General features: G+C 71.9%; 12 protein-coding genes and 1 pseudogene. 7 read left to right on the top strand and 6 right to left on the bottom strand.

The features are described from left to right. The first annotated feature begins 67 nt into the window (after positions 1–67). Positions 68–2,002, top strand: coding sequence for an AMP-dependent synthetase/ligase (locus PSQ21_RS13420; protein ID WP_274030741.1), 1,935 nt, complete (start codon positions 68–70; stop codon positions 2,000–2,002). Positions 2,003–2,240: 238 nt separating this feature from the next. Here the strand turns inward: PSQ21_RS13420 and PSQ21_RS13415 are convergent. Continuing rightward, positions 2,241–3,280 (bottom strand): annotated as a pseudogene (locus tag PSQ21_RS13415) (glycoside hydrolase family 43 protein). A 351-nt stretch (positions 3,281–3,631) separates the two neighbouring features. Further along, positions 3,632–4,192, bottom strand: a complete 561-nt coding sequence (locus tag PSQ21_RS13410) for a DUF1203 domain-containing protein (RefSeq protein ID WP_274030740.1) — start codon at positions 4,190–4,192, stop codon at positions 3,632–3,634. Positions 4,193–4,426: 234 nt separating this feature from the next. On the opposite strand from PSQ21_RS13410, the gene PSQ21_RS13405 reads away from it, so the two are divergent. Beyond that, positions 4,427–4,918 (top strand): DUF6924 domain-containing protein, encoded by a 492-nt coding sequence (locus PSQ21_RS13405; protein ID WP_274030739.1) that lies wholly within the window; start codon positions 4,427–4,429, stop codon positions 4,916–4,918. A gap of 316 nt (positions 4,919–5,234) precedes the next feature. Here the strand turns inward: PSQ21_RS13405 and PSQ21_RS13400 are convergent, their stop codons facing one another. Next, positions 5,235–5,639: a VOC family protein gene (locus tag PSQ21_RS13400; protein ID WP_274030738.1), complete on the bottom strand. Its 405-nt coding sequence runs from the start codon at positions 5,637–5,639 to the stop codon at positions 5,235–5,237. A 444-nt stretch (positions 5,640–6,083) separates the two neighbouring features. Between PSQ21_RS13400 and PSQ21_RS13395 the strand changes: the two genes are divergently transcribed. Next, a complete protein-coding gene (locus tag PSQ21_RS13395; RefSeq protein WP_274030737.1) occupies positions 6,084–7,670 on the top strand; it encodes an APC family permease in 1,587 nt (528 codons plus the stop codon). Positions 7,671–7,705: 35 nt separating this feature from the next. Beyond that, a complete protein-coding gene (locus PSQ21_RS13390; protein WP_274030736.1) occupies positions 7,706–8,074 on the top strand; it encodes a DUF6463 family protein in 369 nt (122 codons plus the stop codon). Between the two features lie 103 nt (positions 8,075–8,177). On the opposite strand, the gene PSQ21_RS13385 is transcribed toward PSQ21_RS13390, so the two are convergent. Both PSQ21_RS13385 and PSQ21_RS13380 read right to left on the bottom strand, forming a co-directional pair. Continuing rightward, a complete protein-coding gene (locus PSQ21_RS13385; RefSeq protein WP_274030735.1) occupies positions 8,178–8,906 on the bottom strand; it encodes a siderophore-interacting protein in 729 nt (242 codons plus the stop codon). Positions 8,907–9,076: 170 nt separating this feature from the next. After that, entirely contained in the window at positions 9,077–9,571 is a 495-nt protein-coding gene (locus tag PSQ21_RS13380) for a tetratricopeptide repeat protein (RefSeq protein WP_274030734.1), read from the bottom strand. 120 nt (positions 9,572–9,691) lie between these two features. On the opposite strand from PSQ21_RS13380, the gene PSQ21_RS13375 reads away from it, so the two are divergent. Then, positions 9,692–10,537 carry a TIGR03619 family F420-dependent LLM class oxidoreductase gene (locus tag PSQ21_RS13375; protein ID WP_274030733.1) on the top strand — a complete coding sequence of 282 codons (846 nt, stop codon included), beginning with the start codon at positions 9,692–9,694 and terminating at the stop codon, positions 10,535–10,537. A gap of 266 nt (positions 10,538–10,803) precedes the next feature. Continuing rightward, positions 10,804–12,288 (top strand): peptidoglycan D,D-transpeptidase FtsI family protein, encoded by a 1,485-nt coding sequence (locus PSQ21_RS13370; RefSeq protein WP_274030732.1) that lies wholly within the window; start codon positions 10,804–10,806, stop codon positions 12,286–12,288. Positions 12,289–12,446: 158 nt separating this feature from the next. Here the strand turns inward: PSQ21_RS13370 and PSQ21_RS13365 are convergent, their stop codons facing one another. Beyond that, the gene (locus PSQ21_RS13365) at positions 12,447–13,172 is read right to left on the bottom strand and encodes an HAD family hydrolase (protein WP_274035743.1); all 726 of its coding nucleotides are present in this window, start codon (positions 13,170–13,172) and stop codon (positions 12,447–12,449) included. Between the two features lie 159 nt (positions 13,173–13,331). Between PSQ21_RS13365 and PSQ21_RS13360 the strand changes: the two genes are divergently transcribed. Beyond that, positions 13,332–15,914 (top strand): bifunctional FO biosynthesis protein CofGH, encoded by a 2,583-nt coding sequence (locus PSQ21_RS13360; RefSeq protein ID WP_274030731.1) that lies wholly within the window; start codon positions 13,332–13,334, stop codon positions 15,912–15,914. Positions 15,915–16,015: the final 101 nt, after the last annotated feature.

Below are 16,015 nucleotides of genomic sequence, written 5' to 3'. Positions count from 1 at the left end.
CATTTCCCCTGCCGGACGGACGACCCGGCGAACCGACCCGCCCGACCCCCGAACCGAGGAGCCGCACGTGTCAACGCCACCTTCCGCTGCCGCGACCGCACCCGCGACCGCACCCGCAGCCACGCCCGTTCTGGTCGAGCCGACGAAGAAGCGAGGCCCCGACGGGAGGGTCCAGGAGGTCTCCGTACCGAAGTTCGCACCGGCCGTGGAGCGCGGCTCGCTCGCCGAGATCCCGTTCGACAACGCCCTCCAGGCACCGTCGGACCCGGTGCTCAGCCGCAAGGACGCCGAGGGCACGTGGCAGGACGTGACGGCCGCAGAGTTCGCCGCAGAGGTGCTGGCGGTGGCCAAGGGCCTGATGGCGGAAGGGCTGCGGGCGGGAGACCGGGTCGCGATCATGGCCCGGACGACGTACGAGTGGACGCTGCTGGACTTCGCGTCGTGGGCGGCCGGCCTGGTGACGGTCCCCATCTACCCGACCTCCTCCGCGTTCCAGGTCCGCTGGATCCTCCAGAACTCGGGTGCGGTGGCGTGCGCGGTGGAGACGAGGGAACAAGGCCGCTTGATCAGCCAGGAGCGCAAGCAGCTCGACGGCCTGGCGCATCTGTGGCAGTTCGACACCGGGGCGATCGGCCGGCTGAAGGCTCTCGGCGCGGACATCCCGGACGCGGCGGTCACGGCCCGCCGGGCCTCCCTGGAACCGGACACCCCCGCCACCCTGATCTACACCTCGGGCACCACGGGCCGCCCGAAGGGCTGCGTCCTGACCCACGGCAACTTCTTCGCCGAGGTCGACAACGCGATCGAACTCCTCCACCCGGTCTTCAAGTCGGTCTCGAAGGACCCGGCTTCCACGCTCCTCTTCCTCCCCCTCTCCCATGTGTTCGGCCGCATGGTGGCGATCGGCTGCATGCGGGCCAGGGTGCGCCTGGGCCACGCCCCCTCCATCCGGACGGAGGACCTTCTCGCCGACCTGGCCGGCTTCCGTCCCACCTTCCTCCTCGCCATCCCGTACGTCCTGGAGAAGGTCTACAACACGGGCCGGGCGACGGCCGAACAGATGGGCCGGGCCTCCTCGTTCGACCGCGCGGCACGCATCGCCCAGCGCTACGGCCAGGCGGTCGAGGCCGCCGAACACGGCACAGGACCGGGCCCCGGCCTGGGCCTGCGCGCCGCCCGCGCCCTGTACGACCCGCTGGTCTACCGCCGTATCCGGGCGGCGCTCGGCGGCCGGGTCCGGTACGTGATCTGCGGCGGCTCCCCGCTGGGCCGCCGGCTCGCCGCGTTCTACGAGGGCGCGGGCATCGGCATCTTCGAGGGATACGGCCTGACGGAGACCACGGCCGCCCACACGGTGACCCCGCCCCTCAAACCCCGGCTGGGCACGGTCGGCTGGCCACTGCCCGGTACGTCGGTGCGCATCGCGGACGACGGCGAGGTGCTTCTGCGGGGCGGCCAGGTCTTCAGGGGCTACTGGGACGGCGGACGGGCGGAGGCGACCCCGGCGCTCCTGCCGGACGACTGGTTCCCCACGGGCGACCTGGGCGCACTGGACGAGGACGGCTACCTGACGATCACGGGCCGCAAGAAGGACATCATCATCACGTCGGGCGGCAAGAACGTCACCCCGGCCCCGCTGGAGGACTGGCTGCGCGCCCACCCCCTGGTCAGCCAGTGCATGGTCGTCGGCGACAACCGCCCGTTCATCACCGCCCTGATCACCCTGGAGCCGGACGGCCTCCAGCACTGGCGCCGGATGACCAAGAAGCAGGACATCCCGACGCGGGACCTGGTCCACGACGAGGACCTGCGCACGTCGCTCCAGAAGGCGGTCGACGAGGCCAACCGCCTGGTCTCCCGCGCGGAGTCGATCCGTAGGTTCACTGTCCTGCCGGTGGACTTCACGGAGGAGGCGGGCCACCTGACGCCGTCGCTGAAGCTGAAGCGGGACGCGATCGCGCGGGATTTCGCGGGGGAGATCGAGGCGCTGTACCGCAAGTGAGGGGCGGGGCGGGCCGACCGTGAGCACCGCTTTAGGAGAGCGGTGCTCAACTCTTCGTGCACAGGTTCGCCACGCCGGGCCGGGCCCGCGCGGGGAGCCCGAGCCCGGCCCGGGCGGGAGCCCTGGCCCGGCCCGGGCGGGGAGCCGGGCTCCCCGCCCGGGCCGGGCGGGGTGGTCAGGCCGCCCTGACGCAGACCGCCACCCCGGCCGCGACGCCCGTGCCCCCGCCCCCGGCCCATCACTCGAAGAACTTCAGGCTCCATCCCTTGTCGGAGGTGGGGCCGGGGACGTTGGCGCGGGAGTAGGTGGTCTCGCCCCACCAGACGAAGGTGCCGGTGTACCAGTGGCGGTTGGCCCAGGAGTAGGGGGTGCCCTTCGCGACCGCGTGGTACATCGACGGGAACCTCGGACCTGCGGGCGGGCTGGTGTTGATGTCCCCGTGGAGCGGACGAAGGTGTGGTGACCGGGGCCGTTCACATACAGCGTCGGGTCCCAACCGGCCATCATCGTCGCCCGGTTGGAGCCGAAGAGGCAACCGTTCGACTTGTACCAGTCCCATACGTACGTGGGGTCGCCGCCCTTGCGCAGCCGCAGGTCGGCCAGGCAGTACTGGTCGCTCCAACTGCCGTTGGCGGAGTACGTGAGGTGCAGCTGCCCGTTCGGGTCCTTGATGGCCTCCGGGCTCTCGTTGATGAACGGGTTGCCGACCACCCGCTCCCAGCTCTCGCGCGGCTGCGAGATGACGTACCGCGCGCCGGTGGGCCGGGTCGGGCTGCTCATCCGGGCGATGTAGAGGTTCTGCTCGACGTTGGTGTCGCCGGCCCACCCGGACCAGACGAACCAGCGCTGTCCCTCGAACGTGAACAGGGTGCCGTCGATGGCCCACTTGTCGTCGGGGAGGGCGAGTTGGGTCTCCGGCCCGTACCCGGTGTCCGGGGAGGCGGAGCTGATGGCCGGGGCCCAGACCTCCCCGCGGCCCCGGGTGTCGGACCACACCTGCCGGGCGGGCGCGGTGGCCAGCCCGTCCGTGGACGACGCCTGCCGTACGACGATGCCGCCGCCGGTCGACTGGACGCCGACGTACGTACTGCCCACCCGCAACACGCTGGGGTCGGCCGCACGGAGGCTGGTCTGCCCCTGCGGTGCGGCCTCGGTGGGGGGCTGCGCGCCCTGGGCGGTGCCGGGAGGCGAGAGGAGGAGCGTCGCGGCGAGGGCACCGGCCAGCGCGAGCGCGCCGAGGCCGGACGAGCGGCGGAAAGCATTCCTGAGCTTGCGCATCGGGTCGCTCCTGGGGTGGGGGGATGCGATGACGGCAACGGGGGCGGCGGTGTCGGTGACGGGGGCAGTGGCAGTGCGATGACCGACTGCCATGACGATTTACATCGATAGAAGCGCGCTCTCGCAGAATCCCGCCCGGGCTCGTCCCTGTCAACGGCAAGGCGTGGAGGGGGCGTTCAGAATCGCGGGCACAGGAGGCGCTGGGCCTCGGCGAGGCCGGCCGTGGTCCCGTGCGGCCGACTCCCAGGCGTACTGCCTCGGGAGCCGGACGGTCTCAGGGCAGAGCCTGGCCGGTGCCGCTCTCACCGTGACCTCGATCGCGTGGCAGCAGACCTGCCTGCCCTGAACTGATCAGCCGAGCAGTGGCCGGTCTTCGTCGCGGCCGTACGGAACGGCATGCTCATGGGCCGGGGGCCGTCGCACCTCGAAGTGGAAGCATCCGTATTCCAGTGCCCTGACGTGCAGGAGCACCACGTTCGGATCGCTGAACGCTTCGTCGAAGGCCGCGTCGAAGGCCGTCGCGGCGTCGGCCGGAATCTCCAGAAGCCGGCCACCCGCGATATGGCCCCGGGCGTCATAGCGGCGCACGGTACGCAGTGCGCCCGGCCGGGCGGAGGGGTAGCTCTCGCCGGGGGCGAACCCGCCGCAGTCATCGGCGTGGATGAAGACGGGGCCCTGTTCGTCGTACGCGCCCGGATCCGCACCGCTCGTGGCGGCCCAGCGACGCAGCGGGGCGTACGAGACCAGGGCAATCCGCTCGCCGAGCGTGATCGCGCGCAGGCAGCAGCGCAGCGGCGAGCCCGCGTCGTCGCCGGTCGCGATGTACGAGGCGCAGGGACGGCCCGCGTCGTCGACGGCGCGCAGTTCCTTCAGGGCGGCCGGGGCGATGGGGAGCACGGTGTATGCGGTCATGCGCCCATGCTGGATCGGCCCACGGGCTGTTGCTGGCAGGAAACGGACGCCACGTTGGTGCGCAGCCATGCGGAAGGCGGGCCGAGAACGTCCCGCCCGCTGAACGTTGACCGCTGACCGCCGGCCGCCTGCGGCACCGCCGCCCCTCTTGGGTATCGATCACCCACGCGCGCGGGTGGCTGTCAGCAGTGCGTGGGAGGGTTCCGTGAGTTGACCGTACGGGCCGGGGAGCAGATGGTGAAAGAGTTGTCGGAGATCGTCAGGGCCGATGAGTGGGCGCCTCTCGTCATCCGGACCGACTGGACCGATGACGCCGCGTGGCGGGAAGTCGTCGCCGAGTTCGACCGTGTCGCGGGGGACGAGGGGCGATCGGAGTCGTCGGCACACCTGGTCGAGGACCGGCGGTGGGACGGGGCGACCAGCGAGGATGCTCTGGTCGTGGCGGCGCGGGACGAGGAGCTGAGTGTGGTGTTCCTCGCGGACGGCGTCACCATGCGCTCGCCCCTGCGTCCGCTGCTCGCGCTCGACCTCGGCGCCGATGACGACGAGGACCTGGATCCGATGTACTACCAGGAGCTCATCGACGCGCCGCCGCCCCGCGAGGCGCGTGTGGTTCCTGCCGCCGCCCACATGGTCCACGGGAATCTCCAGCTCGCGAACGTGGACTTCCCGGAGTTCGCCGAGGAGGCCGCCGCCGATCCGGACGGGGTCGTACGGGACCTGTGAGGTGTGGGCCGGCCGGGCGGCGGCTGCCGCAGGCCCGCCTGTTCCGCTGTGGCAGCCAGCAGCAGACCACGGGGCCGGTGCTTCGGTTGCTCTCCCTCGGTGGTGAGTTGTTCTTGTACGGTCCGGGCGTGCCGGAACAGAGCACTTCCCGTTCGGTGAGGTCGCAGAGGGCGACGAGGCCCGTTCCCGGCGGAGCGGGCGACGCCGACCTTTTCCGGATGTTCGGCGCGTTCGGCGCGTTCGGCGCGTGTGCTGGAATCCCCTTGGTCGGATGGCCTCGACAACGTAACCGCCCGTGCCGTGCGGAGGACGGGATTCAGGGTGTTCCCGGGCCCTGGAGGATCTGGACGTAATTGCCCACCGGGTCCACGATCGTGGAGAAGAACCAGCCGTCCCCGGTGTCCTCGACGGGCCGCGCCCAGGTCACCCCGAGCGTGTTGAGATGCTTCTCGGCCGCCCGGATGTCGCGCACGGTGAGGTTGATCAGCTGCCGACCCGGCTCGGCGGCCTTGTCCGCCACGTCGTCCCGTTCGTCGAATCCGATGATCGCCCCGGGGCCGACGATCAGGAGGTGCTCCGCCCAGCGGGCGCCCAGGGGCTCCAGGGCGGCCCGGTACCAGGCGATCAGGGCGGCGGAGTCGGTGCTGCCGATGATGATCCCGAGGCCTGTGATGCCCCCGGTGCTGGTGGTGTCGGTGCTGTCGTCGGTGGAAGCCGTCATGGTCGTTCTCCTCGCTCAGTCGATCGTTCGTGCCGGGTGCCGGGTGCCGGGTGCCGGGTGCGGGTGGCGTGTGCCGTGTGCCGGCCGGATCGCCCCCGCGTCGGTCGATCCGGCCTGGCTACCACTTCTGACCTCCGGCGGCCGTGAAACTCATCGGCACCCGCCGCCCCGGCGGGGTAGGCGTCAGCGCGGTCGGGCGATCGTCCGGCCCGGCCGAGGTCGTTTCCCCGGGGCACGGGAAAATTTTGAACCGCCACAAAACGGACTGGGCTGCGATTACCGTACGCCGTCAGGCTCGGCCGAGCGGCATGCAATGCAAGGTCCCATGTGAATATGACCTTGAATTGATGAAGTGTTCATGGGGAGTTGGCTGATATATCCAAGGGTGAGACGTTGGAGTCTCGCGCTCCGGATGTGGATATCGCAGCGCATAGCGTCCTCCTCATGACTCAGCTGGACGCGCGGCCACGGGCCGGAGACACGGTACGGGGAAGCGCCCCGGCCGACGGCGGTGACGGCCGGGGCGGCGTACGCGGCAAGGGGCTCGGCGGGAACTCCGTCGGCCTCATGGGCAGCGCCGTCATCGGCGTCTCCACCGTCGCCCCCGTCTACTGCCTGACCTCCACCCTCGGCTCCACCGCCGGAGAGGTCGGCGTGCAGATGCCCGCCGTCTTCCTGGCCGGATTCCTGCCGATGCTGCTCGTGGCCTTCGCCTACCGCGAGCTGAACCGGGCGATGCCGGACTGCGGTACGTCCTTCACCTGGACGGTGAAGGCGTTCGGCCCCCGCGTCGGCTGGATGTGCGGCTGGGGCCTGGTCATCGCGACGATCATCGTGTTGTCCAACCTGGCGGGCGTCGCCACCTCGTACTTCTGGCTGCTCGCGGGGGAGATCACCGGCAGCGCGTCGGTCGCCGCCCTGGACGACAGCAAGCCGGTCCACATCCTCACGTGCCTCGTCCTCATCGCCGTCGCCACCGCCATCAGCTACCGGGGGATGACCGCCACCAAGGGCATCCAGTACGCCCTGGTCGGGCTCCAGTTGGCCGTCCTCGCCGTGTTCGTGGTGATGGCCCTGAGCAGGGCGGGCAGCGGCGCGCCGGAGTTCGCCTCCTCGCTCGACTTCTCCTGGTCCTGGCTGAACCCCTTCGCCGTCCAGTCCTTCGCGGCCTTCACCGCCGGGCTCTCCCTCTCGATCTTCATGTTCTGGGGCTGGGACGCCTGTCTGACCGCCAACGAGGAGACCACCGGCAGCGAGAAGACCCCCGGCCGCGCGGCCCTCATCGCGATGGTCGTCCTGGTCGGCTCCTACCTCGCCACCGGCATCGCCGCGCAGATGGCCGTCGGCTCCGGCACCTCCGGGCTCGGCCTCGCCAACCCGGAGACCTCCGACAACGTCTTCGCCGCCCTCGCCGGACCGGTGATGGGCCCCGGCCTCGGCGTGCTGCTCTTCGTCGCCGTCCTCGCCTCGGCCGCCGCCAGCCTCCAGACCACGTTCATCCCGGTCGCCCGCACGGTGCTCGCGATGTCCGCGTACGAGGCGATGCCGGCCTCGTACGCCAAGGTCCACCCCCGCTTCAGGACCCCTGGCCGGGCGACGATCACGGCGGGCATCGGCACCGGCGTCTTCTACACCGTGATGACCCTGGTCAGCGAGCACGTCCTGGTCGACACCATCTACGCGCTCGGCCTCATGATCTGCTTCTACTACGCGCTGACCGCCTTCGCCTGCGTCTGGTACTTCCGCGCCGAACTGGCCCGCTCCGCCCGGGACCTGGTCTTCAAGGGCCTCTTCCCGCTGCTCGGCGGCGTCCTGCTCGCCGCCGTCTTCGCCAAGACCCTCTACGACATGTGGGACCCGGCGTACGGCTCCGGATCCTCCGTCCTCGGCGTCGGGTCGGTGTTCGTCATCGGGGTCGGGCTGCTGCTCCTCGGCGTGGTGCTCATGGTCGCGATGGAACGCCGCAGTCCGGCGTTCTTCCGGGGCGAGGTCCTGACGAAGGAGACCCCGGCCCTCGTGGTCGAGGACTGACCCCTGGCCCGCGCGACGCCTCCTACGATGAGGCCATGACGCGACGTTCGATGGGGCGCTGGCTCCAGGTGGTCGGTATCGCCCACGGTGCGGTCGGGGCGGTGATCTACCGCGACGTGCTCGCCGAACTGGGGCGGGACGTGGTCGACTCCGTGCCCGACCGGGGCGACCGTGCCGCCGCCTTCTGGTTCATGGCCGCCGCCCCCACCCTGTGGCTGGGCGGCCGCCTGCTGAGCTCGGCGGAGGAGCACGACGACATCCCGGCCCAGCGCGCGGCGGGCATCGCCCTGGCCGCCGTCGGCGTGGTGGGCACGGTGGCCATGCCGAAGAGCGGGTTCCCGAGCCTGGTGGGAATCGGCGGCGTCCTGCTGCGCAGGGCACTGCGGTCCAGGGGCGGTGCGTAGGCTCGCGCACGGCGAGCGCCGGGGCCGGCCGGAACCCGGTACCGCCCCGGCGTCGGGCCGGCCGGAACCCCCGGTACCGCCCCGGTGCCGCAGCTGCTGGACCCTACGGCCGCCAGTAACCCAGCGCGTTCACCCGGTCCTTGGGCAGGCCCAGCTCCTTGCGGAGGTACGCCGACAGGGTCCGGGTGGTCGCCGTGTCGCAGGCGACCCAGACGTACGCGTCCGTGTGGTCCTCGCCCAGCAGCTCCGGCAGGGCCGCCCTCACCTCGGAGACGAGCCGCCCGCCCGCCTCGGCGCGCTCCACGTGGTGCAGGGTGTGGTGGGCCTCGTCCAGGCGGAACGGCAGCTTCCGGTCCTCCTCGTGCGCGGTCTCGAACCAGATCGTCGCCGGGGTCGACGGGACCGCGTCCAGCAGGGAGTTGATCGCGGGCAGCGCCGCCGCGTCACCGATCACGAAGAGCCGCGTGGGCGCCGGATCGGGCAGCGTGAAGCCGCTGCCCTGGAGCGTCGCGTCGATCGTCCCGCCGATCTCGACGGTCGTCGCCCAGTCGCAGGCGGGTCCCGCGTGCAGGGCGAATTCCAGGGCGAACGTCCCCGTCTCCGGGTCGGGGTCCACCAGGGTGTAGGCGCGCTGATGCGGCTTGCCGTCCTTCTCGAACCACAGCCGCACCCACATCGTCGGGTGGGCCCCGCCGGTCGCGGCGAGCAGCCCGCCATCGGTCACGCGCACCCGGTGGAAGCGGTCGGTGACCCGTTCCGAGCCGGTCACCGTGAAGGTGAAGTCACGCCCCCGGAACAGTTTGAGAACGACGCCTTCCCAGCCATGCCCCACGGTGTCTCCTGCCTCGCCCCGGTGCCCCGGCCCATACCCGGAAGGTCACTTTAGGTAAGGCTAACCTAAAGCGCGAGGGGTGGGGAGTGGCCGGGAACCACCTGGCTCGGGCGAGGGGCGAGGCGACGACGCGGGGTGGCCGCGCCGCGGCCCGCGTGGCGCGGAGGGAGTCACGGGGCCGGGTCCGACCCGTCCGGGTGCAGCGCGCCGCCCGGCCGGAACAGCCGCCTGGCCACCGCGTGCCCGCCCTGGGCCGCCATCCGGAACCACGGCTCCGCCGCCGCCAGGCCCTCGCGCTGCTCGACCAGGCGGCCCAGCTCCCACATCGACTCCACGTCACCGGCCTCCACCGCCTGCCGCAGCAGCCGCTCGGCCGCGTCGGGACGCCCCTCGGCCCGCGCGGCCAGGCCGAGCGCCCGCAGCCCCCGTACGGCCCGGGCGTCCCCGGCGGCGGCAGCCGCCGCGAGCTTCCGCGGATCGACGGGGCGGCGGGAACGGTTCCGGAACAGCAGCAGGATCCCGAGCACCCACATGATCCAGCTCAGGCTGATCAGCGTGCCGTTGCCGGTGGCGACCCCGGTCAGGCTCAGCGCGCCGCCCGCCGGCAGCAGGAAGTACCCCAGCCCCGGCCCCGTTCCCCTTCCCGGTCCCAGTCCCGGCCCCATCGCAGCTCCTCTCCCTCCGCTTCCGTCGCACACGGGCGACGGTCTCGGATTTCCTTGTCGTACGGCATACCTTGGCCCTTCGCACGCATGACGCGCTGACGGACGACGGAGGTGTTCTCGATGCGGATCTCCACAACGATCTTCCTCACCGACGAGACGGTGACCCCGGTCAGGCTCGCCCGCGAACTGGAGCAGCGGGGGTTCGGCGGACTGTATCTGCCCGAGCACACGCACATTCCGGTGATCCGCAGCACGCCGTCCCCGATGGGCGGTGAGCTGCCCCGGGAGTACGGCCGCACCCTGGACCCCTTCGTCGCCCTCGGCCAGGCCGCCGCCGTCACCGAGCGCCTCGCCCTGGGCACCGGCATCACCCTGGTCGCCCAGCACGACCCGATCGGCCTCGCCAAACAGGCGGCCACCCTGGACCACCTCTCCGGCGGCCGGTTCACCCTCGGCATCGGCTACGGCTGGAACGTCGAGGAGGCGGCCGACCACGGGGTGGAGTGGCCGACGCGCCGGGACCTGGTCCGGGACCGGATGGCGCTCATGCGGGCCCTGTGGGCGGACGAGCCGACCGCGTACGAGGGCGCCTTCGGGTCGGTGCGGGCGAGCGAGGCGCACCCCAAGCCGGCCCGGCGGCCGCGCGGCCCGGTCAACGGCCCGCGCACCCTGATCGGCGGCGGGGCGGGCCCGAAGCTGTTCGCGCACATCGCGGAGTACGCGGACGGCTGGCTGCCCATCGGCGGCGGGGGCCTCACCGCGTCCCTGCCGAAGCTCCGGACGGTCTGGGAGGAGGCCGGGCGCGACCCGAAGGACCTCCGGGTGGTGCCGTACGCGGTCCTGCCCAGCCCCGGGAAGCTCGCCCACTACGCGGATCTGGGCATCGAGGAGGTCGTGCTCCAGCTGCCCCCGGCGGACGAACCGGAGGTCCTGCGGACGCTGGACGACTACGCCGCGTACCTCTGACGCCTACGCCGCGTACCTCTGACGCCTACGCCGCGTACCTCTGACGGCTACGCCGCGTACCTCTGACGACTACGTCGCGTATCTCCGGCGCTCACGCCGCGTACCCCTGACGCCTACGCCCCGTCCCCCTGATGAGGGGCGACCGGGGCCGCCGGTGCAACCGCACACGCCCACAAGGCATCCTTGTTCACCGGGGAACGCATACGCGGGCCCGGTCGGCGGGCCCCCCGTCGTACGGACCGGAGCCCGCCCGGGTGGGGAGTGGAATGAACAGGCCGTTGCGGCACATAGCCATCTTCTGCGGGCTGCTGGTGCTGGCCCTGCTGCTGCGGGCCAACTGGCTCCAGCACGTCGACCGCCAGGAGCTGGCCCAGCACGAGAACAACGCCCGGGTGAGGTTCGAACGGTTCTCCACCCCGCGCGGCGACATCATCGTCGGCGGCAAGGCGATCACCGGGTCGAAGGAGACCGAGAGCCGCGACTACGCGTTCCTGCGGACCAACAAGGACGGCCCGATGTACGCGCCCGTCACCGGGTACGCCTCCCAGTCCCGGGGCACCTCGCTGCTGGAGCGGACCTACGACAGTGTCCTCAGCGGCCAGGACGACCGGTTCGCCTTCCGGCACGCCAAGGACATCCTGACGGGGCAGCCCCGGCGCGGCGGCGACGTGATCACCACGATCGACGCCAAGGCGCAGAAGGCGGCCTACAAGGGGCTGACGGACCTGGGCGCCCGGGGCGCGGTGGTCGCCCTGGACCCGCGCACCGGCAAGGTGCTGTCCTTGGTCTCCACGCCCTCGTACGACCCCGAGACCTTCGCCGGGATCTCGTTCAAGGAGAGCGACCGCTTCACGGCGCTGGAGAAGAAGAAGGGCAAGCCGCTGGCCAACCGCCCGCTGCGCGAGACCTACCCGCCCGGCTCCACCTTCAAGATCCTCACCGCCGCGGCGGCGCTGGAGCACGGCGTGGTCACGGACGTGGACGCCAAGACGGACGCGGTGTCCCCGTACCCCCTGCCGCTCTCCAGCAACAAGATCGGCAGCGAGGCGGGCGACGCGGTGTGCAACAAGGCGTCGATGAAGACCGCCATGCAGTACTCCTGCAACAACGTCTTCCTCGACGCGGCGTCCGAACTGGGCGAGGACCGGATGCGGGAGACGGCGGAGAAGTTCGGCTTCAACGAGGACGTGTACGCGGAGGAGTTCGGCGACATGCTCGCCACGAAGAGCCTCTACCCGCCGAAGCTCGACAAGCCCGGCACGGCCCTCACCGGCATGGGCCAGGGCAGCCTCACCAGCACCCCGATGCAGATGGCGATGGTCACCGCCGCCCTCGCCAACGACGGCAAGCTGATGCAGCCCTACATCGTCGACGAGCTGCGCGGCCCGGACCTCTCCACGCTGGAGAAGAACGAGCCGATGGAGATGAGCCAGGCGGTCTCGCCGGAGACGGCGAAGAAGGTCCAGGAGATGATGGAGCACACCGCGAAGGAGGGCAGCGCCCAGCGCGCCCTGATCGACGGTGTGACGGTCGGCGGCAAGACGGGCACCGCCCAGCGCGGCGTGGACGTCCGCGACAAGGTCCCGTACGGCTGGTTCGTCAGCTACGGCAAGAAGGACGACGGCCGTTCGGTCGCGGTCGCCGTGTTCATCGACCCGACCGACATGGACATCTCCCGCTCCGACATCTCGGGCGGCCGGCTCGGCGCCCCGATCGCGAAGAGCGTGATGCAGGCGGTGCTGGGCGACTAGGGCCAGTTTGACGACAGGACCCAGGGCCCGGCGTCCGGGGGGCGCCTACTCCAGCCCGTCCGGGCCGCCCGGACGGTTCCGTCCTCAAACGCCGGACGGGCTGGGAGGGCGCACGCCGGACGGGCTGGAAGGGCGCACGCCGGACGGGCTGGGCGCGCTCACCGGACCGACCTCAACCCGCCCCGCCGCACCACCTTGTCCTCCTCGCCGGGCGGAGTATCCGGCGCGTCCCGGGCCGCGGACCCCACCAACCCCACCAACCCCACCAGCTCCGTCAGCGCGTCGATGCGGAAGTCCGCCGTCCCCACCACGTCCGGATGCTCCGCCCACCAGTGCCCGTACGGCCCCCGCCGCAGATGCGCCGTCCGCATCCCCGCCGCCGCGGCCGGGAAGAGGTCCTCGGCCGGGTGGTCGCCCACGTACAGCGTCGCCTCCGGGGCCGCGCCCGCCACCTCCGCCACCCGCGCGAAGAACGCCGGGTCCGGCTTCCGGGCGCCCCACTCGTCCGAGGTGACCACCAGGTCGGCGGGCAGGTCCAGGCCCCGCAGCAGCTCCGCGGCCCGGACGGAGCCGTTCCCCGCCACCACGACCCGGATGCCCGCGGCCCGCAGCTCGCCCAGGGCGGGCCGGACGTCCTGGTAGAGGTCCGACTCGTCGAGGTGTTCTCCGCGCCCGGCGGCGGCCCGCGCGCGGTACGCCTCCTCGACGTCCATGTCCGGCCGCAGGACGCGCAGCGCGTCCGTGGCCTCGCGGCCCTGGGCGACGGCCGCGCCCACCAGCGCACTGAGCGTGTGCGGCGGCACGCCGAGCCAGTTGGCCCAGGACGCCCAGTGCCGGTCGTCGCGTACGAGGGTTTCGCCGATGTCGAGGACGATCGTTTTCATCACCGTTCCGACACTAAGCGGGAGGGCGCCGCCGAGGGGGTCTCATCCGGGTGAGTCGGCCCGCACGAGTGACCACGGGCGCCTCGCGGCCGGCGCGACCTCGACAAGCCGCCCCGATGCCCTGGTCCGGCGTACACACCTCGCTCGTATGCTCGTTTCATGACCGATGCTCAGAGCGGACGCCCCACCTCCAACGCCATGCGGCGCGCGCTCAAACGCGCCCGCGACGGTGTCGCCCTCGACGTGACCGAGGCCGCCGTCCTGCTCCAGGCGCGCGGCGACGATCTGACGGACCTCGCGGCGTCCGCCGCCCGCGTCCGGGACGCGGGTCTGGAGGCGGTGGGCCGGCCGGGCGTGATCACGTACTCGCGCAAGGTCTTCATCCCGCTCACCCGCCTCTGCCGCGACAAGTGCCACTACTGCACCTTCGTCACCGTCCCCGGCAAGCTCCGCCGGGCCGGCCACGGCATGTTCCTGTCGCCCGACGAGGTGCTGGCCATCGCCCGCGAGGGCGCGGCGATGGGCTGCAAGGAAGCGCTGTTCACGCTGGGGGACCGGCCCGAGGACCGGTGGCCCGAGGCGCGGGAGTGGCTGGAGGCTGAGGGGTACGACGACACGCTCGCGTACGTACGGGCGATGGCGATCCGGGTCCTGGAGGAGACGGGTCTGCTGCCCCACCTCAACCCGGGCGTGCTGACCTGGACCGACCTCCAGCGCCTCAAGCCCGTGGCCCCCTCGATGGGGATGATGCTGGAGACGACGGCGACCCGCCTGTGGTCCGAGCCGGGCGGCCCGCACCACGGCTCCCCGGACAAGGAACCGGCCGTACGGCTGCGCGTCCTCGAAGACGCGGGCCGCTCCAACGTCCCCTTCACCACCGGCATCCTGATCGGGATCGGCGAGTCCTACGAGGAGCGCGCCGACTCCCTCTTCGAGCTGCGGAAGACGGCCCGCGCCTACCACGGCATCCAGGAAGTCATCGTGCAGAACTTCCGCGCCAAGCCGGACACGGCGATGCGCAAGATGCCCGACGCGGAGCTGGAGGAGCTGGCCGCCGCCATCGCGGTGGCCCGGCACATCCTCGGCCCGTCCGCCCGGATCCAGGCCCCGCCGAACCTGGTGGACGCCGAGTACGCGCTCCTCATCGGCGCGGGCATCGACGACTGGGGCGGGGTCTCGCCGCTCACCCCCGACCACGTGAACCCCGAGCGCCCCTGGCCGCACATCGACGAACTGGCGCGGAGGACGGCGGAGTCCGGCTTCCAGCTCCGTGAACGCCTCACGATCTACCCCGAGTTCATCCAGCGCGGCGAGCCCTGGCTCGACCCCCGTCTCCTCCCGCACGTCCGCGCGCTCGCCGACCCGGAGACGGGCCTGGCCCGCGAGGGCGCGATCCCGGCCGGTCTGCCCTGGCAGGAGCCGGACGAGGGCTTCACCTCCTCCGGCCGCACCGACCTGCACGCCACCATCGACACCGAAGGCCGCACCGGCGACCGCCGTAACGACTTCGACGAGGTGTACGGGGACTGGGAGGCGCTCCGCGAGGCGGCGGCCCCCGGCATGGTCCCGTCCCGCATCGACACCGACGTACGCCAGGCGCTGAGCCAGGCCGCCGACGACCCGACGAAGCTCACCGACGACCAGGCGCTCGCCCTGCTCCACGCGGACGGCCCGGCGCTGGACGAGCTGTGCCGGATCGCGGACGCGCTGCGCCGGGACGTGGTCGGCGACGAGGTCACGTACATCGTCACGCGGAACATCAACTTCACCAACGTCTGCTACACCGGCTGCCGCTTCTGCGCCTTCGCCCAGCGCCGCACGGACGCCGACGCGTACACGCTCTCCCTCGACCAGGTCGCGGACCGGGCGGCGCAGGCGTGGGACGTCGGCGCGGTCGAGGTCTGCATGCAGGGCGGCATCCACCCGGACCTGCCCGGGACGGCGTACTTCGACATCGCGCGGGCGGTGAAGGAACGCGTACCCGGCATGCACGTCCACGCGTTCTCCCCCATGGAGGTCGTCAACGGGGCGACCCGCACCGGCCTGTCGATTCGCGACTGGCTGACGGCTGCCAAGGAGGCCGGGCTCGACTCGATCCCCGGTACGGCGGCGGAGATCCTGGACGACGAGGTCCGCTGGGTCCTCACCAAGGGCAAACTGCCCACGGCCACCTGGCTGGAGGTCATCAGGACGGCGCACGAGGTGGGCCTGCGCTCGTCCTCGACGATGATGTACGGGCATGTGGACCAGCCCCGCCACTGGCTCGGCCACTTCCGCACCCTTGCCCGACTCCAGCAGGAGACCGGCGGCCTGACGGAGTTCGTGACGCTCCCCTTCATCCACACCAACGCCCCGGTCTACCTGGCCGGCATCGCCCGCCCGGGCCCGACGGACCGCGACAACAGGGCCGTCACCGCCATGGCGAGGCTCCTGCTCCACCCGCACATCACCAACATCCAGACGAGCTGGGTGAAGCTCGGCACGGAGGGCGCGGCGGAGATGCTGCGCTCGGGCGCGAACGACCTGGGAGGCACGCTGATGGAGGAGACCATCTCCCGGATGGCGGGGTCGGGTTACGGCTCGTACCGCTCGATCCAGGGCCTGGAGGCCATCGCCGAACTCGCGGGCCGCCCGTCCCGCCCCCGTACGACCCTGTACGGCGAGGTCCCGGCCGAACGCGTCGCGGCGGCCACCGCCTCGGACGGCCATCTGCCGGAGCTGCTTCCGGTGCTGCCCAGCTGAGAGCGGGGGCGGCCGGGGCGGGGCGGGGAGCGATCCCCGCCCCTCGCGTCGCTCAGCAGACCCATGGCCTTCGAGGCTGCTGGGGACATAGCGTGGTCGGG

The organism is Streptomyces sp. MMBL 11-1 (assembly GCF_028622875.1).
GTDB lineage: Bacteria > Actinomycetota > Actinomycetes > Streptomycetales > Streptomycetaceae > Streptomyces.
This window is presented reverse-complemented; position numbering and strand designations above follow the sequence as displayed.

Bases quoted from the DNA above. Each gene is read 5' to 3' on its own strand.
- PSQ21_RS13410 (WP_274030740.1), bottom strand. From the start codon at position 4,192: ATGACCGCATACACCGTGCTCCCCATCGCCCCGGCCGCCCTGAAGGAA.
- PSQ21_RS13405 (WP_274030739.1), top strand. From the start codon at position 4,427: ATGGTGAAAGAGTTGTCGGAGATCGTCAGGGCCGATGAGTGGGCGCCT.
- PSQ21_RS13400 (WP_274030738.1), bottom strand. From the start codon at position 5,639: ATGACGGCTTCCACCGACGACAGCACCGACACCACCAGCACCGGGGGC.
- PSQ21_RS13395 (WP_274030737.1), top strand. From the start codon at position 6,084: ATGACTCAGCTGGACGCGCGGCCACGGGCCGGAGACACGGTACGGGGA.
- PSQ21_RS13390 (WP_274030736.1), top strand. From the start codon at position 7,706: ATGACGCGACGTTCGATGGGGCGCTGGCTCCAGGTGGTCGGTATCGCC.
- PSQ21_RS13380 (WP_274030734.1), bottom strand. From the start codon at position 9,571: ATGGGGCCGGGACTGGGACCGGGAAGGGGAACGGGGCCGGGGCTGGGG.
- PSQ21_RS13375 (WP_274030733.1), top strand. From the start codon at position 9,692: ATGCGGATCTCCACAACGATCTTCCTCACCGACGAGACGGTGACCCCG.
- PSQ21_RS13370 (WP_274030732.1), top strand. From the start codon at position 10,804: ATGAACAGGCCGTTGCGGCACATAGCCATCTTCTGCGGGCTGCTGGTG.
- PSQ21_RS13365 (WP_274035743.1), bottom strand. From the start codon at position 13,172: ATGAAAACGATCGTCCTCGACATCGGCGAAACCCTCGTACGCGACGAC.
- PSQ21_RS13360 (WP_274030731.1), top strand. From the start codon at position 13,332: ATGACCGATGCTCAGAGCGGACGCCCCACCTCCAACGCCATGCGGCGC.